The sequence below is a fragment of the Acinetobacter johnsonii ANC 3681 genome (assembly GCF_000368805.1).
In the GTDB taxonomy this organism is placed as follows: Bacteria; Pseudomonadota; Gammaproteobacteria; order Pseudomonadales; family Moraxellaceae; genus Acinetobacter; species Acinetobacter johnsonii.
The window spans coordinates 78573-104325 of sequence record NZ_KB849703.1 but is presented as its reverse complement, the minus strand read 5'-3'; the positions used below and the strand labels follow the sequence as shown (position 1 = coordinate 104325).

The window sequence follows — 25753 nt, the reverse complement described above, 5'->3', positions numbered from 1 at the left end:
CATCTCAGATTTGATCATAGGCGACAAATGCAAAACTGCCTACTTTAAATTGTTAAGCTGATGTTTCTATTTAAATAATAGTGGTCAATTGAGTGAATTGCACACAGGATGTCTCTGCATTTAAAAATCGCGTTACACTGTGCGAATAATTTTGAGTATGAAATAAATGAAAGTTTATCGTTATTTTACAGGCAAGGACGATGTGCATTTTTGCGCGCGCGTCACCAAAGCACTGAATGAAGGCTATAGTCTGTATGGTTCACCCACCATGACCTTTAATGGTAGTGAGGTGATCGTTGGGCAGGTGGTGGTTAAAGACGTTGAGGATGAGAGTGAAGTGCCGCAAGGTCTGAAAGACGCTTTGGCACAGCAGTAGAACAGCTGGAATAGGAGAAGAGGCTGACTCCTTCCTATTCAGCACAAGGCATAACTTATGGATAGTCCTGACTGAGGCGTTTATTGTTGTTATAAAGTCGGAGCAAGAGCAGGGCACACGCCACGCTTAAACCGACAATCAGTCCAATCCAAACACCTGCCGCACCTATATTGGTGTAGCGCGCCAAATAGATACTGACTGGGAAAGCCACGATCCAATAGGCAACCATTGTGATCCACATTGGGCCTTTGGTATCTTGCATGCCACGTAAGCAGCCTGCAGCACTAATTTGCCAAGCGTCCATCAGTTGGTAGGCGAGTGCGAACAGCAGTAAATACATCGCAACTTCCGATACTTCATGATCCGAGGTATAAATCGCCACAATTTCAGGACGAAACAGTGCAATCAGTAGCATGGTCATCAGCGCCAAAACCGTACCTGTAGCCAGTCCGAGTTTTTGCACCTTTCGCATAGCCTCCCAGTTTTTCTCGCCATAGTAAGTCCCGACACGAATAGTCAGGGCGATGGCAAGGGACATCGGAATCATAAACAACTGAGAGGTGACCGACATTGCAATTTGATGCGCTGCCACAATGGTTTCACCCAATGGACTGAGAATAATTGCAGCGGTACTAAAAATACTGACTTCGAAGAAAATGGCTAAGCCAATGGGTAGGCCAAGTTTTAAAATACGCTCGATCCAATAGCGATCCATCTTCTCCCAAGTGCTAAACACTTGAGTTTTTTGATACGCCGAGGCTTTAAAAATGTAAGTGGCTAAGGTGAAAAACATGATCCACTGTAAAATCGCAGTGGCAAATCCGCAGCCTGCTGAACCGAGCGCTGGAATTGGGCCGAAACCATACATAAAGACAAAGTTCAGTGGAACCAAAAGAACCAAGGCCGCTAAGCTAATGACGGTCACAGGACGTGGATGGCCGAGCGCTTCTGAGTATCCACGCAGTGCTGCATACATAGTCACCGCAGGCATGCCAAAACCAATGGCATGTAAAAATAGGCTAGCTTTCGGCAGTAAGTTTGCAGGTACACCCATGAGTGGCAGTAAGAGTGGCATGCTTTGTAAAATTAAACCCGCAATGCTCCCCAAAATAAAGGCTACCCAAAGGGATTGACGGGCAATGGTGGCGATTTTTTCAGGGGTGCGTGCGCCATTGGCTTCTGCCACCAATGGTGTTGTCGCAATCATGATGCCGCTGAACAGCAACATCACTGGTATCCATAAACCGACACCGACGGCAATCGAGGCTAAATCAGTAGGGGATAAATGTCCAGCCATGATGGTATCAATTAACCCGAGACCCGCTTGAGAAAACTGCGTGATCAGGATGGGTAGCATTAACACCAATAACTTTTTTAATTCGAAACGATGGGACGTGATTTTATTTGTAGTCGACACAAAAATTACTCATATTCATTATGTGCTTGGTCTAAATAAATTCAGCGTTGTAAAGTGAGAAGCACACCAATAAAAATTACGACGCCACCAAGTAAACGCTGCCAATTGACAGGGGTTTTTTCGGTACCAAGTAGACCATAATGGTCAAAAATCACGGAGGTCAGGATTTGTCCAAAAATAACCAAACCTGAAAACGTGAGAAAGCCTAATTTAGGCGCAGTATAGATGCTTATACTGATGGCATAAACCCCTAAGCAACCACCGAGCCATAAGTACCATGGAATATTGGAAAAATCATGTAACTGTGGTTTGTCCACAGGTTGGAGTACAACCAAAAGCGCTAAAACGCAGGTTCCAATGAAGAAGGATAACAATGCGGCTTGTAGTGGAGAGTAAAAATATTCTCTGAGTTGTGTATTTAGTGCCGTTTGAAAAGTCATAGCAATGCCAATACCAAAGGCCAGTGGTAGCATAAACAGCAAGTGGCTCGATATTTTCATCATTTTAAACCATTCATTCTTCTTGTCTTTTTATTAGTCTAATCCAAATAAACACAGATTTCATAAGTGTCTTGATGCAGTCATGTTAAAATATGCAAGATTATCGCTGTGCTTTAGAGTCTCTTCCTTGACTGATTTACATCCTGCAAATATTCCGTTGTCTTTATATATTCACATGCCGTGGTGTGTGCGTAAGTGTCCCTATTGCGACTTTAACTCGCATGCGGTGCCAGATGGCAAACTATCTTTAGATTTACAGCAAGAATATTTATATGCTTTGGTGAAAGACTTTAAAACTCAACTTGAGTTTACTCAAGGGCGTCACATTCATAGTGTGTTTATTGGCGGCGGAACGCCGTCTTTGATTTCAGCACAAGGGTATCAATGGTTATTTGCCCAGTTAAAAGCATTACTGCCTTTTGAGGCGGATTGTGAAATTACCTTAGAAGCTAATCCAGGTACAGTCGAACATGACCCTTTTACCGATTATTTGGCAGCAGGTATCAATCGTTTGTCGATAGGGGTGCAAAGTTTTAATACTGAACATTTAACCAAGTTGGGACGAATTCACAGTAACGCCGATGCGATTTCAGCAATTGGCCTTGCGCGTGATGCAGGTTTTAAACGTATTAATGTCGACCTGATGCATGGTTTACCTGAACAGACTTTAGAGCAAGCTCTACTGGATTTGAAGCTTGCCGTGGACAATGGTGCAACCCATATTTCATGGTATCAACTCACGATTGAACCGAATACCGTATTCTTTAGAACCAAGCCTGTCTTACCTGTGGACGATGTGCTTGAAGAGATTCAAGCCCAAGGTGAAGCTTATTTAAAAGCGCAGGGTTTTATCAATTATGAAGTTTCGGCATGGCGTAAAGAGCAGCCTTCCGCGCATAATTTGAATTACTGGCAGTTTGGCGACTATTTAGCGATAGGTGCAGGTGCACATGCCAAAGTGACCCAGCCAGATGGGGTCTATCGGTTCCAGAAAACTCGTTTACCCAAAGACTATTTGGCTAAAGTCCCTGCGGAGCATGTGCAGTTTAAGCGCATTGAAGCCGACGAACTTCCATTTGAGTTTATGATGAATGCTTTGCGTTTAAATGATGGAGTTACTGCTGAAAATTATGCGCAGCGGACAGGTTTGAATCTGGATAGTCTGGCTGAAACTTTAGACTCACTACGCAGTCGAAAATTAATGGTGGATGATGCGACGCGTTTAGCGTGTACCGAGCAAGGGCATGTATTTTTAAACTCAGTGTTGGAAGAATTTATCTAAGTTTTTTAAGTAAGCTATCTTTTAATAAGGCATATTTATTCGTCGGTATAGAGGGAATGAATATGCCTTTTTCTATGGAATCAAAAATTTAATAATACAGACTCTTTGTTTAACAGAAGAAAATGGCAAAGACTGGATTTAGAAGAAATGAGAACCGTAGATGAAGAATCTTTCAATTTAGATTTAACAACCATTCATTTGAGTGGTGAAAAAGAATATTAAAAAATGATAAAAGTACCCAGTAATTTATAATACTAAGGGAATAATATGAAAAAAATAGGACTATTATCACTCATAATGCTTGGAGCGGTAGGCTCTACGTCGAATGCAGCGATTCCAGATCAAGTTGCTGAAGATGCTTATTTGTATGGCTACTCCATTGATGAAGCCTATAAATATTTCTATAAAACAACGGTTGAAACTAACACCCCATTAAATCGGTTCCAAAATATTCGTCAACTCGCGGATGATACATATACTGCTCACCCAAGTATTAATAATGATACCTTGCACTTAATGGGTTGGTTAGATGTAGGTACAGAACCTGTTATTGTGATTATTCCAGATTTTGATAAGGGGCGTTATTGGATTTTGCACACCATGGACATGGGTCACTACACTACAGCCATGATTGGTGCCAGAACGCGTGGCACTAAAGGTGGTCGTTTCATGTTTGCTTCAAAATCTTGGAAAGGTACTGTACCTGAAAGTGTCGACCAAGTGATTTATGTCGAATCTGATTTGCAAAAAATGATGGGTCGTATTATGGCGACAGGCAAAGAAGATGAGAAAAAAGCCCTAAATTATATGGATCAATGGAACATTCGAACTTTATCTGAGTATTTGGGTGAAGCAGGGCCAAAACAAAAAGAAAGAAACTATCCAAACCCAGAAAATACTTCTTGGTTAGAACGTGTCAACTTTATGCTTTGTGAAGGCACAATGGCAGAGGCAGATAAAAAGTGGGTTAGCCAATACAAGGCAATGGGTATTGCACCTTGTAATTATAAGTTTACTCAAGAGCAATTGGCGGCTGCTAAAGTAGGTGAAAAACTTGGTATGCAGCATCTTAAAGACCTTTTACCTAAATTGTCCAATTCTAGTAATTTATTAGGTACTCGTGAGCAATTGGGTGATGGCCCTCGCGACCTATTTGCAGAAGGAACCTATATTGGTCAGTGGGGGTTACCACCAACTGAAACCGTGTACTTAAAAACTGATGTTGGATCAGATGGTAAAAATATTAATGGCTCAAATGGTAAAAAGTACAAAATACACGTTAAAGCGCCAGAAGTGAGTCAGTTCTGGTCATTTACGGTCTATGGTTCAGATAATAAGCTTATGGCACATAACGAAATGAATCGTCATAGTCGTGGTGACCGTACACTTAAAGCGGGTGCAGATGGTCTGTACACCATAGAATTAAGTTCTGATGAAAAAGCTAATGCCAACAATTCAAACTTTCTACCGATTCCAAATAAAGACAGCTATATCATTTTAAGAATGTACGGTCCAAGTAAAGCCATGCAAGAGGGTAAATATTCAATGCCTGTGATAGAAGTGGTGAAGTAAGACTTTGATGTAATAGTCTATTCAAAAAAGCTCAGACTTCAGTTCTGGGCTTTTTTATCAATATGAGATTGATTTCAATTGTTTTTAATTTATTCACTTGTCATCATAGATCAGATCATCTTCATGCACATTGATAAAGTCAGGTTGCGGATTTGTATCAAATTGAACCGCAGAAATCGACGCCTTGCCTAAAATCTTTGCTTTTCCCACTCTGTGCATACCATCCATCAAGCGACCTTGAGAACATAAAATGATGGGATAAGATAAATCTGCCTCTTGAATGAGTTGCATATGCGCAATAATTTCATGAGTGGTTGGGTGAGTATCTGGATACCAATAAGCTTCGTCTAATTCCTTGATGTCTGATAGCGGAACTTGTCTGACTTGAAAAGATTGAGTGAGTTCGATCAAGCGATCGACATCCCAAATATAGGTATCGTTTTCAACTTTTCTAAAATGATATTGCTTTCTCATCAGGATTAAATCCAGATAAAATACACAAGAATTAAAACATAAAGTCTAAAAGAATACCTGCGCGTGAAATTAAGCGAGTTAATAATCATCAGGCTTTAAATGGTCAGCCATTTTTGATTCGGCCGATAATGAATAGCGTTGATTCATTTGTACGAATTAGCTTACATCAATTCCCGCTTTTTGCGCCTATACGCATGCTTGTAAATTTTCTAATATAGAACCATAGAGAGCAGGATGCTCCAATAGAATAACAATAAAGATCAGCTCAAGGACGAAGGTACGACAGGAGTCATACCTCAGCACTTAATACGAAAAACCCCGACAGGATGTCGGGGTTTTTTATTGTCCAAATGTTTATCTTGTCATATAGGCAAGCTTATATTTACATCTTAAAACAGAGCCACTTTGAAACTTTGTTATGCTGAATAAATGAGCTGTAATACAGAACTCTAGGTTTCGTAAAACTGAAAATAACCAAGCAATAATAAAGGAGAATCAGCATGGCACAGACCAGCCAAGACCGTAATCCAAGCCCTGATTTAGCTGAAGATAATGCATTCTTTCCATCGCCTTATTCACTTTCCCAATACACCGCCAGTAAAACCGACTTCGATGGAACCGACTATCCAACACCCTATATTGGGCATAAAAAAGTTTTGATGGTCGCAAGCGATGAGCGTTATCTACTGATGAAAAATGGCAAGTTCTTCTCCACAGGCAACCACCCAGTAGAAACTTTACTGCCTATGTATCATTTAGATCGCGCAGGCTTTGACATTGATATTGCTACGTTATCCGGCAATCCCGTTAAACTTGAAATGTGGGCGATGCCCCATGAAGATGCTGTCGTGCCTGCAACATTTCAAAAATACTTAGCCCAATTTAAGAAACCCTTAAAACTGGCAGATGTACTGAAAAACAGTTTAGGTGATGACTCTCCCTATTTGGCCGTTCTTATTCCCGGTGGGCATGGTGCTTTGATTGGTTTACCTCAAAGTGAAGACTTAAAAACCTTACTGAAGTGGGCGGTGGCAAAAGATAAATTTGTCATTTCGCTGTGTCATGGGCCAGCAGGCTTATTGGCTGCCGCATTTAATGAAGCCCCTGAAAATTATATTTTTAAAGGGTACAAAATGTGTGTTTTCCCCGATGCACTCGATCAAGGGACCAACTTAGAAATTGGCTATATGCCGGGGGAGTTACCATGGTTACTGGCAGATCGCTTAGAAAAGTTGGGTGTTGAAGTGGTCAATAAAGAGATGTCGGGACAGTGTATTCAAGACCGTAAGCTAATTACAGGAGATAGTCCTTTGGCATCGAATACCTTGGGTAAAATGGCAGCACAAGCGCTTTTGGCCGAGGTTCAGTAATTATTGTTTTCTGAAATCAAGAGCGCCGTGGCGCTCTTTTTTATGTCTGATTTGCTTATTAAAGGTTCTATTATCTAAGCTTGGAAACTTCTCTTTAATGTGGATAAAGGCTTAAATTTAAAGATTTATTTGCTCCAACCAAACTGTTTAAAAATCGCACTGCCTTGAGCAGAACTTAAAAACGTAACAAAACTTTTTGCTTCAGGATTTTTTAGACTGTGCTGAGTTAGTGCAACACCTGCATCACGGTAAATCACCAGTTCAGGTTCGATCGGAATAATTTGCCCAATGTCTGGATTACTGACTCCCCAAATATTAAACACCAACCATGCATCATAGCTGCTGTCCGCTTCCCATGCTTTTTTCGCTGCGCCTGTATTGGGTGCATACATGGCGATATTTTTACGGAATGATTTTGTGAGCTGAATATTACCCGTTCTACCCGCAATATCTTCCCACATGCCCACTTGGCCTGCGCCATGTGTGACTAAAACTTTAGTGTTTGGCTTACTTAGATCTTTAAATCCCTGAATATGTTTGGGATTGCCTTTTCTGACTAAAATGGCAGCAGGGCGTAAGTAGAGTGGTTCAATTGAGTCCTTTACGATTTTGTTGGCAAATACGCTTTCAAAATCAGACATCATCGCTTCCGAACCGCTATAGATGACGTCTGCATCGAGTTTGGCTTTGTCGGCCCATTGTGAAGTAGGACCAGCGGTTACATGGACATCTATCCCTGTCTTATTTTTAAATTGTTTCGCTGCTTCATGCATCGCTGGTGCTGGCCCACCTGGACCATAAACATTGATTGCCGCAATAGTGTCCATTGATAAAAAGCCCAGCATGAGCGGAAAAATATAGTAGCTCAGCTTATATATTTTTAACATTGTTATTTACTTTACTGATATTTGAATGCTGATCATATTTGTTTTTCTGATGTAATTGAATATTTATATTATTTTTTCTGTTAAATGATTTTTGCAATATGTGAAAGAGAACAGCAGCAACTACGAAGTTGCAGGTTTATGGAAATATAAGGTCGAACAAGAAATAAAAAGAGCGCCTAGGCGCTCTTTTTATCGGTCTAATACTGTTAATTAGTAGTCAAAGCTAAAGTGTTCAGGTGCTAAAGAAGTCATGGTTTTTGAAGGATTGACCATTGCTTCGGCATGACCTTGGGTCCGTGGCAACAAACGTTCGAAGTAGAAGTCAGCGACTTTAATTTTCGCTTTATAGAATTCAGCAGATTCTTTACCCTCACCAGAAGCCAGTTTTTCTGAAGCCACAGCCGCTTGTTGTGCCCAGAAATACGCCATCATCACATAGCCAGAGAACATCAAGAAATCGACAGAAGCTGAAGATACCACGTCACGGTCTTTACGAGCTGCAAGCATAATGCGCACCGTTAAGGCATTCCATTGTGCGCATACTTTGGTTAAGTCCCATGCAAAACGACGCATGTATTTGTTGCGTGCCTGTTGACCACAGAATTTTAAAATTTCAGTGGTGTAGTCGCGAATCACTTTACCTTTAGAGGTCAGAAGTACTTTACGACCAATTAAGTCCAGTGCTTGAACACCAGTTGTGCCTTCATACAGTGTCGCAATACGTGCATCCCGTGCAATTTGCTCCATGCCCCATTCTTTAATGTAGCCATGACCGCCATAGACTTGCATACCGTGGTTTGCAGCTTCCAAGCCCAATTCAGTTAAGAAGCCTTTTAAAATTGGGGTATAGAATCCTAAGTGATCATCATGTGCTTCAAATGCAGCAGTATCGCCACGCTCAAGCGCATCTGCCATTTTGTCGGCAATTTGTGCTGCATAATAAATCATTGAACGACCGCCTTCAGCAATCGCTTTTTGTGTCAGCAACATACGGCGAACGTCAGCGTGATGAATAATGGCATCCGCGACTTTTTCAGGATCTTTTTTGCCAGAAAGTGCACGCATCGACATACGTTCTTTGGCATATGGAAGTGCACCTTGGAAAGAAAGCTCAGCATGTGCAATACCTTGAATTGCTGTACCGATACGTGCGGTGTTCATAAATGTAAACATGGCATGTAAGCCTTTGTTTGGCTCACCAATCAAGTAACCGACAGCATTGTCAAAGTTCAGCACTGCGGTTGCAGAAGCGCGAATCCCCATCTTATGTTCAATCGAACCACAGGTCACAGGGTTACGTTCACCAAGGCTGCTGTCTGCATTGACCAAGAATTTAGGCACAATGAACAGTGAAATTCCTTTGGTGCCTGCAGGTGCATCTGGAAGACGAGCAAGTACGATGTGAATGATGTTTTCAGTTAAATCTTGCTCACCTGCAGAGATGAAGATTTTGGTGCCTGAGATGTTATAAGTGCCATCGGCATTTAATTCTGCTTTGGTCTTTACTTGACCTAAGTCGGTGCCACACTGAGGTTCAGTTAAACACATGGTACCTGACCATGTACCTGCCACTAAGTTAGGCATATACAGATTTTTCTGTTCGTCAGTACCAAACTGTAAAATGGTGTTCATACAGCCAACGCTTAAACCTGGGTACATTTGGAATGACCAGTTTGCTGTGCCCATCATTTCTGATTTGATCAGATTTAAAGATTGAGGCAAATTTTGACCGCCAAATTCTTCTGGAAAAGACAGACCTTGCCAGCCACCTTGGACAAACTGGTCATAAGCGTCTTTGAAGCCTTTTGGTGTTTTCACTTCACCATTGTCGAAGGTACAGCCTTCTTCATCACCCGATTGGTTTAAAGGAGATAAAATATTTTCACAAAAATCTGCTGCGCCTTCTAAGATCATATCTACCGTATCAGCGTCGGCAGCTTCACCATTCGATAGGGTTTGATAATGTGCAGGATAGTCCAGCACTTCATTCATTAAGAAGCGAATATCATGTAAGGGAGCTTTATATGCAGGCATGTGTGTAATCCTAATTTAGAAATAGTATTGGATTATTTAAATCGATCATTTCATTATTCATACATCGTATCAAAATACATTGATAGATCCGACTTGAGAAAATGTCAGAAAGGCGAATTGGTAGATAAAATCATCAATCTAAAAAGACAGTTCTGTTACACTGACTCGATGGTCTTTTGATCATGTACTTTTTTAATAAACTATAATTAACTCAGGTTTTCAGCAAGTATTATGCGCTTAAAATATATAACACTTTGTTTATTGGGTTTGAGTATCAGTGGGTGTACTCAGCATGTCATTAAATCCAATGCATCTTCAGATCAGCAGCTCGGGCAACAAGCCACGCATGGTCTTAATGCCATGTTTGAAAATGCCAGCTATGATTTTAAAGGTCAATTCTCTATTCAATCTGACTTTAATTTTAATGAGTCCAAGCCAAATACTCAGTCAAATTCCAAGTCCAATGTTCAGTCAAATGGGACGAACTTAGACCCAGAGTTGAAAAAACAATTAGATCAACTATTAAAAAATCAAAAGATTTCCTTTACCGCCAAAGAAAAACAAGCTTTATATGATGCACTTGCGCGTGAACAAAATCCGTATGCATCGCTGTATGGCAGTGGTGAATCACGTTCTGCTAAGGTTCAAATCGCAGAATCTTTGGTGAATTTACTCAATGACTTACAGTTTAGTTATCAAGGCTCTGTGCATTTCCGTCAAAAATTGGCAGCATTGACTTTGCAGTTAAGTTATCAAAAACCAACCTTACAAGTGCAAGCACAGTTGCCGATGGTGGTTGATTTTAATGACTATAAGTTTTACACCAACTACTTTGCCTTTATGCCGTTCATGGTGAATCGTGAAAGTCAGGATCGTTTTGCTTACATTGACTTTTCTAAGCATAAAGAAGCATTCGGTAATATTGATTTTAAAAAGTTTGCTGAATACTTAAAGCAGATGAATGCACTGCCATATGCTTTGGCAGAGCCAAATCAGGTGCATAGTGTTGATTTAAGCAAGTCAGAAAAAGAAGCGGGGCTAAGCAAGAAAATTCGCTATATGGGTGACTTAGAAACAGCACAAGTACAATTGGGCTTATTTGAATACGTCAATAAACTGCATTATACCCAGCAGATACAAGCTTTTGATGCTGAGAGTCTGATTGAAGATGCCGCAAAAACACCAAGTGCAGCGGATGAAACAATGCAGGCGGCGAAAGAAGCAGAGAGTGCTGCAAGTAGCGCAAGTGAAGACCCGGCCTATGATTCACTCGAACGTGTCAGTCATTTGGTGAACCAAAAAATGCAGAACTTGCGTGGTTATGGGCAGAGCGATGAACAAGACATTGTTGTAGATGCCGCTGCCGATGCTACGGTTGATGCAGCAGCAGATGTGGCTTATGCGCAGGCCGCGACAGAAGATGCTGATGAGACAGCAACTGAAGTGTCTGCTTCTGTAGCACCAAATACGCTATCTGAAGAAGCTTGCGATGCGCTCATCAACAGCAAGAGCATTCCTATTGGTAAAGTGACCGCATGCCGTGATTATCAAGATATTGATGTACTTGCACCTAAAGTAACCAATCAATCTGTAGATGAAGAGACTTTTGGACAAGTAGCGACCAATGTTTTGGAAGAGTTGAAACCACTCTTTACCGCGTATCAAACAGAGCAACTGGTAGACGCACAAAGCTTTAAACAACTTTGGCAAAAACATCAGGCTGAAATTACACCGATCATGGCACAGCTGGGTAGCGAGCGTTCACCGTTTGTGATGGATGTTGGACTCGACCAAAAAGGTCGTGCGCAAAACATGGATTACAACATTGTGATTAGCGATGAGCAAATTGGTAAGCTACAAATTAAGAGCACCAATCAGGTATTTAATTATGGCAGTGCGACGGCCATTGACCGTCAAGCTTTAAGAAATGCCAAATCGATTGAGGAAGTGTCTAAAGGTTCATTACTGGAAAATGTAGTGAAAGGCATGCTGGGCCCGTTAGGTGCAGATTCATCAAGTGTAGAGAGCGCATCATCAAGCACAACAGAATTACCTAAGGCTATTTCAGATTATTACCAGCAGGCAGCGCAGCAAAGCTATGCACGTCAGCATTCTGAAGTTAAAGCGTATCAAGCGGTATTTGCTTTGATGTTTGCCGCACAACGTCCAGAGTATATTCGTTACTATAGCTCAGCGACCATCAATGAAATTTCAGAAGTGTATGCCTATGAGTTCATGGATGTTGCAGAGCCGAAGGGTGCAGCACTTAAACGTCTGAATCAGTTACGTCAAAAACATGCTTTACAACATGAACAAGACTTTGATGAGCTGGGTGAAAGTATCGCCAATATCGTTAATGATGCACTGGAAGATGTACAAGAAAATCAGCAATGGAAGGATTTGGCGAAGAAATACAAAACCAAGCAAGCGGTCTTTGCTCAAGTCTATCAAGACAAATTTACCAATACCTATGAAATTGACCAAGAGCAAACTGCATATTTGACTCAGTCTGCACAAGTCTTTGCTAAAGCATTTGCAGATGACTTAAAAGGTCAATTGACAGAAAAATCGTTGCAAGGTTTGAAGCTTGAACATGACGACTTCTTTAGCGATTCGACCTATTACGAGACCTATAAAGCCGTACAGAAACACATGAACTAATCTGAAAAAAAGAACCTCTGCGGAGGTTCTTTTTTATTTGTGCTTATAAAAAATCTTTCAGATTGGGTTTGACGCTATTCCAAATTGAAAAAGATTCAATCGCCTGACCAACCAGCATGCCGTAGCCTTCTGAGGTAGGTACGCCGCGAGCTTTGGCTTGATCTAAAAAGGTTGAGGGTTTGCCATAGGCCATTTCATAAGCATGTTGAAAGTGCAAAGCTTCAGGCAGAATGAGGGCATCGCCACTTAGGCTGGCAGAAGTTGCGTTAATTACTAGATCAAACTGACCTTCGAGCGCATCTAAGCCGATGGCTTGCAATTCGGCTTGCGGTACAGCTGTTTTTAAGTCAGCAACCAGTTGCTCAGCACGGGCAAGGGTACGATTGGCAATCATAATTTTTTTCACCCCTGCTTGGACCAGCGGATAAATGACGCCACGAGTTGCACCACCTGCACCGATGATCAGTACATCTGTCTGGTCTAAGTTCCAGTCCAAAGCATGAATGGCATCGACTAAGCCTTGTCCATCGGTGTTGTCACCATGTAATTGACCATCAACCATCCACAGCGTATTGACTGCTTTTGCGATTTTAGCGCGTTCAGTGAGGACTGCGCAGGCTGCAAAGGCTTGTTCTTTAAACGGGACAGTGACATTAAGACCCATGCCACCCTGTGAGAAAAATTCTTGGATATTTGCGAGGAAGCCATCGAGTGGCGCAAGACGTTTACTATAGTTGAGGTCGAGCCCCATTTTTTGTGCAAACGCATGGTGAAGTTCAGGTGAGCGAGACTGCTCAATCGGGTTGCCAATGACAGCGAATTGTTTGTTCATCGCACCAAATCCATGTGGAAAATGCTGTTCAATATACGGCAAATTACACACAGGCTAAAGCGTTCAGTGGTTTTTTATCAACAGAAAAAAGAAAGGCGACTTATGGGTTACAGATGCTGTGAATCGCATCAAACAATAATTTTGCTGCGGTCAGGGTTAAGCCGATACCTGCAAATACGGTGATGCTGATGGATGCATTGTCATTAAACGCACTTTCAGAAAAAATCGTGGTACTGATCGAGCTTAGCAACACAATAGCAAAGCAGAAAAGAACCATGGCGGTCGAGCTAACTCTTTTTGCGAACATGTTTGGGACCTCAGAGAACAGCAAAGGAGGATACTAAAGGTTGATGTCATTAAAATGAATACATTGAAAATGACTTAATTTAGCTTACGGTTTTTGCGAACTTAAAAGAACCCAGTTGCTGTTTTAAACCTGTGACAATGCTTTAATAAATGCAAAGAAATGACGCTTTGTGTAGTGGCCATTCTACGAGGAATTGATCGGGAAATATATAAAATTTAATATATAAGCTGCCCTAATCTGGTGAAAAGGGCATGCGTGGGGGATATAGAATTGTAAGCCTGTGTGTCTATTTGAGTAGCTTGAGCCAATCTTGGGGTTTTAGGTAAAAGTCGGTCAATTTTTTCTCAGCGGAATCGGCCTCCCATTCAGGTCGATATGACCAACCGGCCAAATTTGGCAAGCTCACTAAAATCGATTCAATTCGGCCACCTGTTTGTAACCCAAAGAGCGTGCCGCGGTCATAAACCAAGTTATATTCGACATAACGACCACGACGATAGATTTGAAAGTCGCGTTGCGCCTCGCTAAATGACTTGTCTTGGTTACGCTGGAAGATTGGAAGAATGGCATTCAGATAGCCATTGCCCACGGCTTGGATATATTGGAAACAGGTTTCAAAGTCCCATTGATTGAGATCATCAAAGAACAATCCACCGACACCACGTTGTTCGTCACGGTGTTTTAAATAGAAGTAGTCATCACACCATTGTTTATGTTCGGCATAGACTTCAGCGCCAAAGGGCGCACATAAGTCATGCGCTGTCTGATGCCATGACAGCACATCTTCATCATTTGGGTAAAATGGAGTGAGATCGAAACCCCCTCCAAACCACCAAATTGGATCTTGACCTTCTTTTTCAGCCACGAATAAGCGCACATTGGCATGTGAAGTCGGGACATTTGGATTTTTCGGATGGATCACTAAAGAAACACCCATGGCCTGTGCTTTGGCGCCTGCAATTTGTGGATGGCGCTCAGTCGCTGAAGCGGGGAGTTTAGAAATGTTGATGTGTGAGAACATCACTCCACCTTTTTCAATCACCGTACCATTTTGCAGTACGCGTGAACGACCCCCACCGCCTTCAGGACGCTCCCAATCATCTATTTCAAACTGCGAAGTCCCGCCACCAGTACGTTCTTGTTGTTCAAGTGCGGCACAAATACGAGCCTGTAAGTCGAGGAGAAATTCGCGAACGCGTTGGATATCCGCAGACGTTGGGTGCTGCATGAAAAGCCTCATGGGAAAAGATGAAAACTGCCTACATCAAAACATAAAACAGCAAAAAGATTAAGAATATTTTCCGAAGAGTCCTACTGCAGCATTCGATGTCGTGAAGCAAGTTAAAATGAAAATGCTGCCATGCGAAAAATAACCTGACCAATTTGCTAGGTTGAATTCTGATTCTAAGCTCAGCAGAATAACCACAGTACAGACCTGAGTTTGGCGATGCAGAATAGGCTGCATCTTCTGAATGCGGAAGAGCTGATGGTAAATATGAGCGATTCATTGATTCAAAAATACAATGTTCCTGGTCCACGTTATACCAGTTATCCAACGGTGCCGTATTGGGAAGAGGCGCAGTTTTCCTTAGATCAATGGAAACAGACGCTGAAAACATCGTTTGCTGGATCGAATTCGACTGAAGGCATAAGTCTGTATCTTCATCTGCCTTTTTGCGAAAGTCTCTGTACTTTTTGTGGCTGCCACAAACGCGTGACCAAAAAGCATGAGATGGAACTGCCCTATATTCAGGCGGTTTTGAAGGAATGGTCTCTTTATTGTGAATGGCTTGAAGAAAAGCCGCGCATTAAAGAAATTCATTTGGGTGGGGGAACGCCAACTTTCTTTTCTCCAGCGCATTTAACTCAGTTAATAGAAGGCATCCTTGCGCAGGCAGAGATTGCCGAACAGCATGAGTTTAGCTTTGAAGGGCATCCGAATAATACCACACGGGAGCATTTGCAAGCCTTGTATGACTTGGGCTTTCGCCGTGTTAGTTATGGAGTGCAGGATTATAATGAAACCGTACAAAAAGCCATTCATCGGATACAGCCTTTTGAACATGTCGAGCAAGTGACGCAGTGGGCACGTGAAATAGGCTATAGCTCAATTTCACATGATTTGGTCTTTGGTCTGCCTTTTCAAAACCTAGATGATGTGCTCAACACCATTGATCAAACCAATCGTTTACGTCCAGATCGTTTGGCATTTTATAGTTATGCGCATGTGCCATGGATCAAAGGCAATGGGCAACGTGGTTTTAAAGACCATGATGTGCCGAAAGATGAAGTAAAACGCCAGTGTTATGAAGAAGGAAAAAATAAGCTGCTTGCGCAGGGGTATCATGAAATTGGTATGGATCATTTTGCTTTAGAAAGTGATGTGATGTATCAATCATTTCAGGCAGGCACTCTGCATCGCAATTTTATGGGTTATACCGCATCGAAAACCCAAGTGATGATAGGTTTGGGTATTTCATCGATCAGCGACAGTTGGTATAGCTTTGCGCAAAATGAAAAAAAACTCGAAGATTATTATGCGCGACTAGAAAACAATGAAATTCCCGTCTATCGCGGGCATATTTTGAGTGCTGAAGATCTGATGATTCGTCGTCACATTTTAAATTTGATGTGTAGCTTTCAGACGTCGTGGGCAGATTCAGATATGCAATTTCTAGAATTGGCTGAGGTCTTGGGACAACTGGAAGAAATGCAGGACGATGGTTTATTGGAAATTAGACCACACAGTATACGGGTGACTGAGAAGGGCAAAGCCTTTGTACGCAATATTTGTATGGCTTTCGATTTGCATTTAAAACGTCGTCGACCAGAGAGCCGTATTTTCTCCATGACGATCTAATTTGATTGAAGTGCTCTAAGCCGGCCTTTTTTAAGCAGGCTTAGAGTATGTTTTCAAATTTTAAAAATCATCTTTCTTGTACAAATGTGCCATACGTTCATGTTTGGTTTTTAAATATTCTTCATTGAAGGGGTTTAAACCGACCGTCAAAGGCACACGATCCACCACATTGATCCCTTGCTCTTGCAGTGCTGCAATCTTCAATGGATTGTTAGTAATCAAAAGGACTTGTTGAATATTGAGATGATCCAACATAATGCTGACCATGTCATAACGGCGCGCATCGGCAGGGAGGTTAAGCATTAGATTGGCATCGACAGTGTCATGCCCTTGGTCTTGTAGCGCATAAGCACGAATTTTATTGGTGAGCCCAATGCCACGACCTTCTTGGCGCAAATACAGAATCACGCCTTGCCCAGCCTCATTGATCAGTTTTTGCGTGGCTTGCAATTGTGGACCACAGTCACACTTCAATGACGCAAAGGCATCGCCCGTGAGACATTCGGAATGAACCCGAACTAAAACGGGTTCTGTGATCGGCTGATCCAAACCTTTTGAGAGTGCAACATGTTCTTCACCGGTCTTAGGATCTTGAAATACGGTGATGTTAAACTCACCAAAAGCAGTCGGTAAACGGGATGTAGCAACAAATTCAATAGGCACAGCTAAACCTGTAAATAGTTCAGAAATTGGCTAAAGTATAGCGTAATGCATCGACATTGGTAGAATTGCATCCATGAATTTATGCAGAAGATTTTCTTTTTTGTATAAAGCGAACGATAATAGTTGATAAATAGTAAGATTATTCAGGATAATCACCTGCACTAAACGAACACCCAGTGAGAGCACTGCTCAAAACTGCATCGCTAGAAATATGGCTGATTGAAGGTGATAGCATTCGACGATATGATCGAATTACCCATTTGACCTAGCTAGATTTGCCAGGCTTTAGAAGGCTTTGCCATATTATGTTGTATACAGAAATACCAGCTCATCGCCCTGTAACACCGTTGTTGGATACGATTGATCATCCTCAACAACTTCGCTCGCTTGAGCAAAGTCAATTAGCACAAGTGGCAGACGAGCTACGTCAATTTATTCTGTATGCCGCAGGACAAAGTGGGGGACACTTTGGTGCAAACCTCGGTGTAGTCGAACTCACCGTGGCATTACATTATTGCTTCAACACGCCGAATGACCGCTTAATTTGGGATGTCGGTCATCAAGCCTATCCGCATAAAGCTTTGACTGGGCGTCGTGAACAGCTCACCACGATTCGTGCCAAAGATGGTTTAGCTGCCTTTCCTGCGCGTGATGAATCGGTATTTGATACCTTTGGGGTTGGACATTCTTCGACTGCGATTTCAGCAGGTCTAGGTATGGCGCTGGCACGTCGTTATCAAAACAATCCATGTGAAGTGGTCGCGATCATTGGCGATGGGGCGATGACAGCAGGTATGGCTTTTGAAGCCATGAACGATGCAGTCGCACATGATGCGGACCTGGTGGTGGTGCTGAATGACAACGATATGTCGATTTCATGCAGCACAGGTGGTTTTGCTAAACATCTGGCTTCGATTTGGGAAAGTGGACAGTCCATTAATATTTCAGCGGATGGCGAAGCTTATGTACAGCCACATCCTGAATGGATCTATAACTCACGCTTACACAGTGCAGCGACAGATGCGGCCGACAACGTCTTCAAAGCGATAGGTTTTGATTATTTTGGGCCTTTCGATGGGCACGATGTAGAGCAGCTGACACAAGTCTTTACCGCATTAAAAAAACGTAAAGGGCCACGTTTAATTCATGTCTATACCAAAAAAGGCAAAGGTTTCGCCCCTGCTGAAGCTGACCAAATCAAATACCACGCGATTACAAAAATAAATGCCAAGTCTGCGCCACAAGCAGCGCCCAAATATTCAGATGTCTTTGGTCAATGGTTATGTGATGAAGCTGCACAAGATGAGCGTTTACTGGCGATTACCCCTGCCATGTGCGAAGGCTCAGGTATGGTGGATTTTGCTAAACAGTATCCACAGCGCTTTTTTGATGTCGCGATTGCAGAACAGCACGCTGTAACTTTGGCTGCGGGCATGGCGTGTGAAGGCTTAAAACCTGTGGTGGCTATTTACTCGACCTTCTTGCAACGTGGCTATGATCAATTGATTCATGATGTGGCTCTGCAAAATCTAGATGTTACCTTTGGTATCGACCGTGCAGGTTTAGTGGGTGAAGATGGCCCGACTCATGCTGGGGCCTATGACTATGCCTTTATGCGTACGGTGCCGAATTTGGTGATTATGGCGCCAAAAGACGAAAATGAATGTCGTCAAATGTTGCATACCGCTTATTTATACAATGGCCCTGCCGCAGTGCGTTACCCGCGTGGCAATGGTCTCGGTGTTGAGATTCAACAACAGATGACCCCGATGGAAATTGGTCAGGCTGAAATTGTAGCGAGCTTTAATGATGCCCAAGACGACGTTATTAGCATTCTCGCTTTTGGTAGTCGTGTTCAGGCCGCAGTAGAGGCAGCACAGAAATTAGCTGAACAAGATTTGGCGGTTCGTGTGGTGAATATGCGCTTTGTTAAACCGCTTGATGAAAAGATGATAGCGACTTTAGCACCATCAACGGCTTTATTTGTTACGGTTGAAGAACATGCGGTGATGGCGGGTGCGGGCAGTGCAGTCAATGAATATTTGGCACAGGCTCAAATCGTAAAACCAATGTTAAATCTCGGTTTAGCGGATACATTCATGCATCAAGCGACTCATGCGCAAATGTTGCATCAGGCAGGACTAGATGCAGAAGGCATTGAAAGCTCAGTGCGCCAAGCCTGGTCGAAACTTGTACATATGGTTTAAGCACCGTTTTTAAATTTTAGAAACATTTTTTCCCTAAAAGCCCCGATCTTTGATAAGATGCGCGGGCTTTTATGCATTATTCTTTATCAATATCTTCAAATTGTAGTGGGTGTTCAATGGAACCTATGGTGGTGATGGCTGCGCGTGCGGCTCAATTAGTCGGTCAAGAGCTTTTAAAAGCGCATCAAAATCGTCATAAGCTCGATCTACAAGTCGAAGAAAAAGGAATTGATGGTCCTGTAACGCGTGTAGACCGTTATTTGGAACAATTGGCTATCGATACCCTACGTAAAAGCTATAAAAATCACAGCTTCCTTGGTGAAGAGTTTGGTTTTCAAGAAGGTAAAGGTCACGACGCAGATTGGTGTTGGATCATCGACCCACTTGATGGCACTCTAAACTTCATTAACGGTGTTCCTCACTTCTGTATCTCTATTGCAGTTCAACATAAAGGCATTACTCAACATGGCGTAATTTACGACCCTGTGAAAGATGAGTTGTTCTCTGCAAGTCGTGGTCGTGGTGCCATGATGAACCAACGCCGTATTCGTGTAAATGTGAAAGACAGCCTTGAAAATACATTCATGTCTGTGGGTCATGCTTACCGTGCAAAACGTAATGGTGAAGTGATTTCTTATGCAAAAAATCATTTTGATTCATTGTTAAATGTGACTGAAGCTGGCGCGCAATACCGTCGTACAGGTTCTGCAGCATTAGATTTGGCATATGTTGCAGCAGGTCGTTTCGATGCGTACTTCGAACTTGGCTTAAAGCCTTGGGATATCGCAGCTGGTGAGTTGATCGTGAAAGAAGCGGGCGGTACAGTAGTTGATGCACGTGGTGGTAGCGAATCTATGGAAAATGGCCAAGTACTGGCATGTTCTATGAAAATGTTGAAACCTCTGATGAAAGCAGTTGTACCTGCTTGGGGTGAAGCTGCTAAGTAATAGCATGTAGATTGTGTTTTAAGACATTGAAAAAGCCCTCAGAAGAGGGCTTTTTCTTTGATATGGATGAAAAAAATAAAGGTCTTTGTGGTGATTTACTTTCTGGCTTTAACCTCTATAGATTGTAAAACATAGGCTGTGCCAGATTCTGATTACCTGTTAATGAAGATCACGCTATACAGAAATAAAGCGGGTTAAAATTAACCAGTGTATAGATACCTATTTAAGCTTGTTGTGTCTAATGTTTATGACAGGTCAGATAGCATGTCAAATCACGGCAGCATTAGAGCAAGAGCTAGTACAATTAATTGCGTCATATGGCTGATAGTTGAGGAAAGAGCAAAGAATACTATTCAATATTTTTCTAGATGGTCAAAAAAATTAAAGTGAAAACCTGCATTTATTCAATCTTTGAGGAAAATATTGTATCAATTTCACGAAAAGAGGTGACTTTTAAAAATATCCTGCTATACTCCGCCCACGCACTAAATTTCGTTCATTACCTGAACATTCTCTTCTATCATTGTGTATGCGCGTCCGGTCCAAAGAGAGGACATTATTTCGCGCCCCACCCAATCGCTTAAGCGATTCCTTCAGGTTGCGGCTGTAATCAAATGTGCGTTATACGCATCGTCGTTCTCGGATCGCCGCTGATTCTATATTTTCAGCGATTATTGCTGTGCCGCTTTTTGCCGATGTCCATCAGACCATATATTTAATGGAGCACCCATTTTTCGGGTGAAATACTCTATGAGCAAAACTTTTGCTGATTTTCCTTTACATGAATCGTTACAACAAGCTTTACAAAGCTTAGGTTTTACTTCTCCTACGCCTGTACAGGAACAATCGATTCCTGCAGCTTTAGAAGGTAAAGACCTTTTAGTATCTAGCCAAACAGGTTCAGGTAAAACTGCAGCGTTCTTACTTCCAACGTTAAACGCACTTGCAGCCCAAGAGACTTTCGTTCCGTTCAAAGAACGTATGAAAGCAATTACACAACCGAATATCTTGGTTCTTTGCCCAACTCGTGAGTTAGCGCAGCAAGTAAGCCAAGACGCGATTGGTTTTGTCCGTCACATGAAAGGTGCACGTATTGCGGCGATCATGGGTGGTATGCCGTTTGGTAAGCAAATCCAACAGTTAAAAGGCGCGCAAGTTGTTGTTGCAACACCAGGTCGTTTACTTGACCTTGTAAACCGTCGTCAAATTAAATTAGACCAAGTTGATGCGCTTATTGTTGACGAAGCAGACCGTATGCTTGATCTAGGTTTCTCTGAAGACTTAGAAGCAATTAGCGATCTTGCTGCAAACCGTAAACAGACTTTAATGTTCTCTGCAACATTTGCTGGTCGTATCATTACACTTGCTGAACGCATGATGAATGATCCACAACGTATTGCAATCGAAACTGGTCACTCTACGAATACTGACATCACTCAGACTTTACACTGGACTGATGGCTTTGAGCACAAGAAAAAATTACTAACGCATTGGTTAAGTGCTGAAGACGTAGATCAAGCTGTTGTATTCGCTTCTACTCAAGAAGACACCGATATGTTGGCTGAAGAACTTGCTGAAGCAGGTTTATCAGTTGTAGCACTTCATGGTGCTATGCCACAAACTGTGCGTAACCGTCGTTTACGTAGCATCCGTGAAGGTCGTGCAAAAATTTTAGTTGCGACTGACGTTGCTGCACGTGGTCTTGACGTACCAACCATTTCACACGTAATCAACTTCGGTCTTCCAATGAAGAACGAAGACTATGTACACCGTATTGGTCGTACAGGTCGTGCGGGTCGTACTGGTAAAGCAATCACTTTAGCAACTTACCGTGAACGCGGTAAAATCCGTGCTTTAGAAGATTTCTTAGATGCGCGTTTGAATGTATCTGAAATTGAAGGCCTTGAGCCATCTCCACCTCCTGCACGCGGTAGTCGTGATGGCGGCGGTCGTGGTCGTGATGGTCGTGGTCGTGATGGCGGCGGTCGTGGTCGCGGTGGTTTCGGTGGTCGCGATGGCGGCGGTCGTGCTCGTTTCGAAGGTGAGTCTAACTTTAAACGTCGTGAAGGTGGTGATGACCGTCCACGTCGTAGCTACGATGACAAACCTCGTGGTGATCGTCCATCATTTGGTGGTGAAGATCGTCCACGTCGTGAGTTTAATAATGATCGTCCACGTCGTGAAGGCGGTTTCGGTGATCGTCCACAACGTTCTTTTGATGACCGTCCAAAACGTGATTTTGGTGATCGTCCAGCGCCACGTCGTGAAGGCGGTTTCGGTGATCGTCCGCAACGTTCTTTTGATGATCGTCCAAAGCGTGAATTCAACTCTGATCGTCCACGTCGCGAAGGCGGTTTCAACGATAAACCACGTTTTGACTCGAATGATGACAACCGCGGTAACCGTGTAGACTACAAACCACGTCGTGAAGGTTCTTTTGGTGACCGCCCAAAACGTGATTTTGGTGATCGTCCAGCGCCACGTCGTGAAGGTGGTTTTGGTGACCGTCCACAACGTTCTTTTGGTGATGACCGTCCAAAACGTACTTTCGGTGGTGAAGACCGTCCTAAGCGTACTTTTGGTGGCGAAGACCGTCCGAAGCGTGAATTTAATTCAGATCGTCCACGTACTGAAGGTGGTTTTGACCGCCCACGTCGTAAGTTTAACGACTAAGTCTGAATGAATAAAAAAACCAGTGGAAACACTGGTTTTTTTTTGTCTACGGCTGTAAAAAAATAAATTAAAATGTATACTGAGTCATATTTTAATTGTATTGATAATAATGATGCACAATAATGAGGTTGAATCAATCGCCACACTCTCTGACGTGAAAGAGGTCAATATGGCACATTATCTCGGACTCTTTTTGCTTATTTGCAACATTCTTTTCTTTGTCTATAGTCGTTATGGATGAAGCAATTCATCTTATGTAGCTTGTTTTCGCCGTTCAAATAAATATAAATACAACCAACTGAAATCAATTCGTGCACAAAATTAGACACGGAATACGCTAACATATCGTTTTTTAATCCTTTATAGTATGCATGCTGAAAAAATGCAGGAAAACGCACAGCTATGAATAATCAAGCGCCTCTGACTGCTCAAGCCCTCATTGAGGTCAAAGACCTGAGCTTTAAGCGAGGGGAACGTGTCATTTATGATCAGGTCAATTTAAAAATTCGACAGGGTCAAATTACGGGCATTATGGGACCATCGGGTACAGGTAAAACCACTTTACTACGTTTAATTGGCGGTCAATTGACCCCTGACCAAGGTGAAGTGCTTTTTGATGGGCAAAATATTGCGAAAATGTCACGCAAAGAGTTATTCGCTGCGCGTGCGCGTATGGGTATGCTTTTTCAAAGTGGCGCTTTGTTTACTGATATGTCGGTATATGAAAATGTGGCCTTTCCCATAAGAGCACATACCAAGTTACCAGAACATTTACTGTCAGAAATTATATCTTTAAAACTAGAATCTGTCGGCTTACGTGGCGCAGAACAGATGATGCCTTCTGAGCTCTCAGGCGGGATGAATCGTCGTGTTGCTTTGGCACGTGCAATTGCGCTAGATCCTGAGCTGATCATGTACGATGAGCCATTTGCAGGACAAGATCCAATTGTGAAGGGTGTACTCACACGTCTGATTCGATCATTGCGAGAAGCTCTTGATTTAACAACAATTATTGTTTCACATGACGTGGCTGAAACCTTATCGATCGCAGACTATATCTATGTTGTTGCTGAAGGTAAAGTGCAAGGTGAAGGCACGCCTGAACAATTGCAGGCGAATGCTTCTCCGTTTGTTAAACAGTTTTTAACAGGTGCAGTTGAAGGGCCTGTCGATTATCAATTTAGCCATAAGGCATATCTAAATACTGAGGTGCAAGCATGAATGCGATAGCACTCTTAGGTCGACGCGTGATTGAACGGGTTCGCGGCATTGGTGTTGCCAGCCTGATGTTATTACAAATTTTATTTTCGATGCCCACTGCTTTAGGTGTTCGGTTATTTGTTTACCAAATGTACCGTGTTGGGGTGTTATCACTGCTTATTATTGTGGTGTCAGGGCTATTTATTGGCGCGGTACTGGGCTTACAGATGTATAGCATCTTGGTGACCTTTGGTAGTGAAGCGATGCTGGGTACAGCTGTTGCATTGACCTTACTCCGTGAGTTAGCACCTGTGGTTGCAGCATTGCTGTTTGCAGGTCGTGCGGGTTCTGCATTAACGGCTGAGATTGGCTTAATGAAAGCCACAGAGCAGCTGTCCAGTATGGAAATGATCGGGGTTGATCCACTTAAACGTGTGATTTCGCCGCGACTTTGGGCAGGTATTTTTAGTTTGCCGATGCTGTCTGTCATTTTTGCTGCGGTGGGGATTATGGGCGGTAAAATGGTGGGTGTGGACTTCTTGGGTGCAGATGAAGGCTCTTACTGGAGTGGCATTCAAAGTAGCGTAGAGTTCTATAAAGATGTCCTGAATGGCACTATCATTAAAAGTTTTGTTTTTGCTTTAATTTGTACATGGATTGCGGTGTATCAAGGCTATGCCTGTGAACCGACATCTGAAGGTATTGCGACATCAACCACACGCACTGTGGTGTATTCATCGCTCTGTGTTTTAGGTTTTGATTTTGTGTTGACTGCGGTCATGTTTGGAGGTGTTTAATGAAATCACGTGCAAGTGAGCTGGCAGTCGGCATATTTGTCATTTTATTCGGTATCGCTTTGTTCTTTATTGCGATGCGAGTGAGTGGTTTGGTGGGATCAAATCTCAGTGATCGCTATGAAATGAGTGCAACCTTCGATAACGTAAATGGTTTAAAACCACGTGCGAAAGTGACGATGAGTGGGGTAAAAATTGGCCAAGTCGATCAAATAAGCTTAGACCCTGTGACACGTTTAGCGACGGTTTCTTTTTCTTTAGATGGTAAATTAACGACCTTTAATGCAGCACAACTCAAAGAAGTTGAAAAGAATGCACTTGAAGAGCTTCGTTACAGTAGCGACTATACCGCTGCGGATGCTGCGCAACAAAAAGAAATGGAAAAGCAACTTATTGCGAACATGAAGTCCATCACCAGCATTGATGAAGATGCTTATATTATGGTGGCAACCAATGGTCTGCTAGGTGAGAAGTACTTGAAAATTGTTCCAGGGGGTGGTTTGAACTACGTAAAACGTGGTGAAAGCATTGGCAATACCCAAGGCACAATGGACCTAGAAGACTTAATTACTAAATTTATTACGGGTGGTGCAGGTAAATCGAAAGATGCTTCAGCAACAACTGAGCAACCTGAAACCGCTGAAACAGCAGATGCCAACGTGTCATTTGTTGAATGATTTGAAGAGGACCAATTGTA

General features: G+C 42.6%; 21 protein-coding genes. 12 read left to right on the top strand and 9 right to left on the bottom strand.

Annotation, left to right across the window (positions count from 1 at the left end; translation table 11 throughout):
• The first annotated feature begins 166 nt into the window (after positions 1-166).
• Positions 167-376 carry a DUF1737 domain-containing protein gene (locus F946_RS00810; protein WP_004691402.1) on the top strand — a complete coding sequence of 70 codons (210 nt, stop codon included), beginning with the start codon at positions 167-169 and terminating at the stop codon, positions 374-376.
• A 55-nt stretch (positions 377-431) separates the two neighbouring features.
• Here the strand turns inward: F946_RS00810 and F946_RS00805 are convergent, their stop codons facing one another.
• Positions 432-1733, bottom strand: coding sequence for an MATE family efflux transporter (locus tag F946_RS00805; RefSeq protein ID WP_080632284.1), 1302 nt, complete (start codon positions 1731-1733; stop codon positions 432-434).
• A gap of 101 nt (positions 1734-1834) precedes the next feature.
• Positions 1835-2296, bottom strand: a complete 462-nt coding sequence (locus F946_RS00800) for a DMT family transporter (protein WP_035326225.1) — start codon at positions 2294-2296, stop codon at positions 1835-1837.
• Positions 2297-2420: 124 nt separating this feature from the next.
• On the opposite strand from F946_RS00800, the gene hemW reads away from it, so the two are divergent.
• Complete coding sequence (gene hemW, locus F946_RS00795) at positions 2421-3575, top strand: radical SAM family heme chaperone HemW (RefSeq protein WP_035326223.1); 1155 nt, start codon at positions 2421-2423, stop codon at positions 3573-3575.
• A 297-nt stretch (positions 3576-3872) separates the two neighbouring features.
• Entirely contained in the window at positions 3873-5147 is a 1275-nt protein-coding gene (locus tag F946_RS00790; RefSeq protein ID WP_228128095.1) for a DUF1254 domain-containing protein, read from the top strand.
• Positions 5148-5240: 93 nt separating this feature from the next.
• Here F946_RS00790 and F946_RS00785 read toward each other — a convergent pair whose 3' ends face one another.
• Positions 5241-5621, bottom strand: coding sequence for a hypothetical protein (locus tag F946_RS00785; protein WP_004977970.1), 381 nt, complete (start codon positions 5619-5621; stop codon positions 5241-5243).
• A 500-nt stretch (positions 5622-6121) separates the two neighbouring features.
• Here F946_RS00785 and hchA point away from each other — a divergent pair, with 500 nt between their 5' ends.
• Positions 6122-6991, top strand: coding sequence for a glyoxalase III HchA (hchA, locus tag F946_RS00780; protein ID WP_004691391.1), 870 nt, complete (start codon positions 6122-6124; stop codon positions 6989-6991).
• 125 nt (positions 6992-7116) lie between these two features.
• On the opposite strand, the gene F946_RS00775 is transcribed toward hchA, so the two are convergent.
• Both F946_RS00775 and F946_RS00770 read right to left on the bottom strand, forming a co-directional pair.
• Entirely contained in the window at positions 7117-7878 is a 762-nt protein-coding gene (locus F946_RS00775) for a substrate-binding domain-containing protein (protein WP_004691388.1), read from the bottom strand.
• A gap of 210 nt (positions 7879-8088) precedes the next feature.
• The gene (locus tag F946_RS00770; RefSeq protein ID WP_004977963.1) at positions 8089-9912 is read right to left on the bottom strand and encodes an acyl-CoA dehydrogenase C-terminal domain-containing protein; all 1824 of its coding nucleotides are present in this window, start codon (positions 9910-9912) and stop codon (positions 8089-8091) included.
• A gap of 231 nt (positions 9913-10143) precedes the next feature.
• On the opposite strand from F946_RS00770, the gene F946_RS00765 reads away from it, so the two are divergent.
• On the top strand, positions 10144-12573 hold the full coding sequence (locus tag F946_RS00765) for a hypothetical protein (protein ID WP_004977960.1): 2430 nt from the start codon (positions 10144-10146) through the stop codon (positions 12571-12573).
• Positions 12574-12616: 43 nt separating this feature from the next.
• Here the strand turns inward: F946_RS00765 and aroE are convergent, their stop codons facing one another.
• From aroE to hemF, 3 genes are all read right to left on the bottom strand, one after another.
• Positions 12617-13405, bottom strand: coding sequence for a shikimate dehydrogenase (aroE, locus tag F946_RS00760; RefSeq protein ID WP_004977959.1), 789 nt, complete (start codon positions 13403-13405; stop codon positions 12617-12619).
• Between the two features lie 100 nt (positions 13406-13505).
• Complete coding sequence (locus F946_RS00755) at positions 13506-13712, bottom strand: hypothetical protein (RefSeq protein WP_004977957.1); 207 nt, start codon at positions 13710-13712, stop codon at positions 13506-13508.
• Positions 13713-13998: 286 nt separating this feature from the next.
• Entirely contained in the window at positions 13999-14940 is a 942-nt protein-coding gene (gene hemF / locus F946_RS00750; RefSeq protein ID WP_004977955.1) for an oxygen-dependent coproporphyrinogen oxidase, read from the bottom strand.
• Positions 14941-15207: 267 nt separating this feature from the next.
• Here hemF and hemN point away from each other — a divergent pair, with 267 nt between their 5' ends.
• Positions 15208-16572, top strand: a complete 1365-nt coding sequence (gene hemN, locus F946_RS00745) for an oxygen-independent coproporphyrinogen III oxidase (protein ID WP_407637052.1) — start codon at positions 15208-15210, stop codon at positions 16570-16572.
• 60 nt (positions 16573-16632) lie between these two features.
• On the opposite strand, the gene ribA is transcribed toward hemN, so the two are convergent.
• Positions 16633-17235, bottom strand: a complete 603-nt coding sequence (gene ribA / locus F946_RS00740) for a GTP cyclohydrolase II (protein ID WP_004977950.1) — start codon at positions 17233-17235, stop codon at positions 16633-16635.
• A gap of 305 nt (positions 17236-17540) precedes the next feature.
• Between ribA and dxs the strand changes: the two genes are divergently transcribed.
• The 6 genes from dxs (at position 17541) to mlaD (ending at position 25733) form a co-directional block, all read left to right on the top strand.
• Complete coding sequence (gene dxs / locus F946_RS00735; protein WP_004977949.1) at positions 17541-19442, top strand: 1-deoxy-D-xylulose-5-phosphate synthase; 1902 nt, start codon at positions 17541-17543, stop codon at positions 19440-19442.
• Between the two features lie 116 nt (positions 19443-19558).
• Positions 19559-20389: an inositol monophosphatase family protein gene (locus F946_RS00730; protein ID WP_004691373.1), complete on the top strand. Its 831-nt coding sequence runs from the start codon at positions 19559-19561 to the stop codon at positions 20387-20389.
• A 750-nt stretch (positions 20390-21139) separates the two neighbouring features.
• Complete coding sequence (locus F946_RS00725; protein WP_004977947.1) at positions 21140-23062, top strand: DEAD/DEAH box helicase; 1923 nt, start codon at positions 21140-21142, stop codon at positions 23060-23062.
• Positions 23063-23464: 402 nt separating this feature from the next.
• Positions 23465-24283 carry an ABC transporter ATP-binding protein gene (locus F946_RS00720; RefSeq protein ID WP_004691369.1) on the top strand — a complete coding sequence of 273 codons (819 nt, stop codon included), beginning with the start codon at positions 23465-23467 and terminating at the stop codon, positions 24281-24283.
• Positions 24280-25059: a lipid asymmetry maintenance ABC transporter permease subunit MlaE gene (gene mlaE / locus F946_RS00715; protein WP_004691368.1), complete on the top strand. Its 780-nt coding sequence runs from the start codon at positions 24280-24282 to the stop codon at positions 25057-25059. The genes F946_RS00720 and mlaE overlap by 4 nt, the downstream gene beginning before the upstream one ends.
• A complete protein-coding gene (gene mlaD, locus F946_RS00710) occupies positions 25059-25733 on the top strand; it encodes an outer membrane lipid asymmetry maintenance protein MlaD (protein WP_004691366.1) in 675 nt (224 codons plus the stop codon). The genes mlaE and mlaD overlap by 1 nt, the downstream gene beginning before the upstream one ends.
• Positions 25734-25753 lie beyond the last annotated feature (20 nt).

Bases quoted from the DNA above. Each gene is read 5' to 3' on its own strand.
- hemN (WP_407637052.1), top strand. From the start codon at position 15,208: ATGAGCGATTCATTGATTCAAAAATACAATGTTCCTGGTCCACGTTAT.
- F946_RS00810 (WP_004691402.1), top strand. From the start codon at position 167: ATGAAAGTTTATCGTTATTTTACAGGCAAGGACGATGTGCATTTTTGC.
- F946_RS00805 (WP_080632284.1), bottom strand. From the start codon at position 1,733: ATGCTACCCATCCTGATCACGCAGTTTTCTCAAGCGGGTCTCGGGTTA.
- F946_RS00770 (WP_004977963.1), bottom strand. From the start codon at position 9,912: ATGCCTGCATATAAAGCTCCCTTACATGATATTCGCTTCTTAATGAAT.
- hchA (WP_004691391.1), top strand. From the start codon at position 6,122: ATGGCACAGACCAGCCAAGACCGTAATCCAAGCCCTGATTTAGCTGAA.
- mlaD (WP_004691366.1), top strand. From the start codon at position 25,059: ATGAAATCACGTGCAAGTGAGCTGGCAGTCGGCATATTTGTCATTTTA.
- F946_RS00775 (WP_004691388.1), bottom strand. From the start codon at position 7,878: ATGTTAAAAATATATAAGCTGAGCTACTATATTTTTCCGCTCATGCTG.
- F946_RS00800 (WP_035326225.1), bottom strand. From the start codon at position 2,296: ATGATGAAAATATCGAGCCACTTGCTGTTTATGCTACCACTGGCCTTT.
- mlaE (WP_004691368.1), top strand. From the start codon at position 24,280: ATGAATGCGATAGCACTCTTAGGTCGACGCGTGATTGAACGGGTTCGC.
- F946_RS00790 (WP_228128095.1), top strand. From the start codon at position 3,873: ATGCTTGGAGCGGTAGGCTCTACGTCGAATGCAGCGATTCCAGATCAA.
- F946_RS00720 (WP_004691369.1), top strand. From the start codon at position 23,465: ATGAATAATCAAGCGCCTCTGACTGCTCAAGCCCTCATTGAGGTCAAA.
- hemF (WP_004977955.1), bottom strand. From the start codon at position 14,940: ATGCAGCACCCAACGTCTGCGGATATCCAACGCGTTCGCGAATTTCTC.
- aroE (WP_004977959.1), bottom strand. From the start codon at position 13,405: ATGAACAAACAATTCGCTGTCATTGGCAACCCGATTGAGCAGTCTCGC.
- F946_RS00725 (WP_004977947.1), top strand. From the start codon at position 21,140: ATGAGCAAAACTTTTGCTGATTTTCCTTTACATGAATCGTTACAACAA.
- F946_RS00765 (WP_004977960.1), top strand. From the start codon at position 10,144: ATGCGCTTAAAATATATAACACTTTGTTTATTGGGTTTGAGTATCAGT.
- F946_RS00730 (WP_004691373.1), top strand. From the start codon at position 19,559: ATGGAACCTATGGTGGTGATGGCTGCGCGTGCGGCTCAATTAGTCGGT.
- dxs (WP_004977949.1), top strand. From the start codon at position 17,541: ATGTTGTATACAGAAATACCAGCTCATCGCCCTGTAACACCGTTGTTG.
- F946_RS00755 (WP_004977957.1), bottom strand. From the start codon at position 13,712: ATGTTCGCAAAAAGAGTTAGCTCGACCGCCATGGTTCTTTTCTGCTTT.
- F946_RS00785 (WP_004977970.1), bottom strand. From the start codon at position 5,621: ATGAGAAAGCAATATCATTTTAGAAAAGTTGAAAACGATACCTATATT.